Below are 724 nucleotides of genomic sequence, written 5' to 3' on the forward strand. Positions count from 1 at the left end.
GTGTTCTGCCAGGCGTTTCGCGGCGTGCTGTGGTTCGCGGGGGAGAGCCACCAGTGCGCGGGGCGGGTCAGGGTCGGGGGAGCTTGGTGCTCCTGATGAGACGCCATTGTCCTGGGAGGTTCAGCCGACGTGGACGTGGGGCCGGCGGCTGCGGTCGGGTTCGGCTTCGCGCAGCACCTCGCGGGTGACGGGTGCGACCTCTCCCTGGCCGAAGAGGAAGAACCGCAGGAACTGGGCGAGCGGGTTGCCTTCGGTCCACTCGAAGTAGATGTGCGGACGCTGGCCGGTCTGATCCCGTACGTGCAGGAGCAGCGCGGCCAGGGCGTTGGGAACGGTGGAGCTCTCGAGCGTCAGCACACGGTAGCGGTCGTGCATGATCTCGCCGCGCACGCGCAGTTCGCTCTCGAATTCGGACGGGTCGCCGATTGTGACCTCGACGAAGACGAAGTCGTCCTCGACCGGGATGTCGTTGTCCTCCCGGATCTGATGGAGCTTGTCGCGGTACTCGGCCGCATCCCGGGCGTCGGGCTCGTTCGCGATGAACCGGATCCGACGGTGGGCCATGTCGCGGATGAAAAGCTCGGCCAAGACGTCGAGCAACACACCGGTGACCCGCAGTTCGAAGGCGCGAAGGGCCCGCGACAGCAGGGAGATCACCAGGATCCCGGTGATGAAGCAGGCGCCGATCTTCACACCGTCCGGCCGCTCCACGACGTTCGCGCCG

General features: G+C 67.1%; 1 pseudogene. It reads right to left on the minus strand.

The annotated features are described in order from the left end of the window. Positions 1-120: 120 nt before the first annotated feature. A pseudogene (locus tag ACY34J_RS29025) lies at positions 121-724 on the minus strand (amino acid transporter); the annotation flags it as partial.

It is taken from the genome of Streptomyces sp. HSS9-12 (assembly GCF_054963655.1).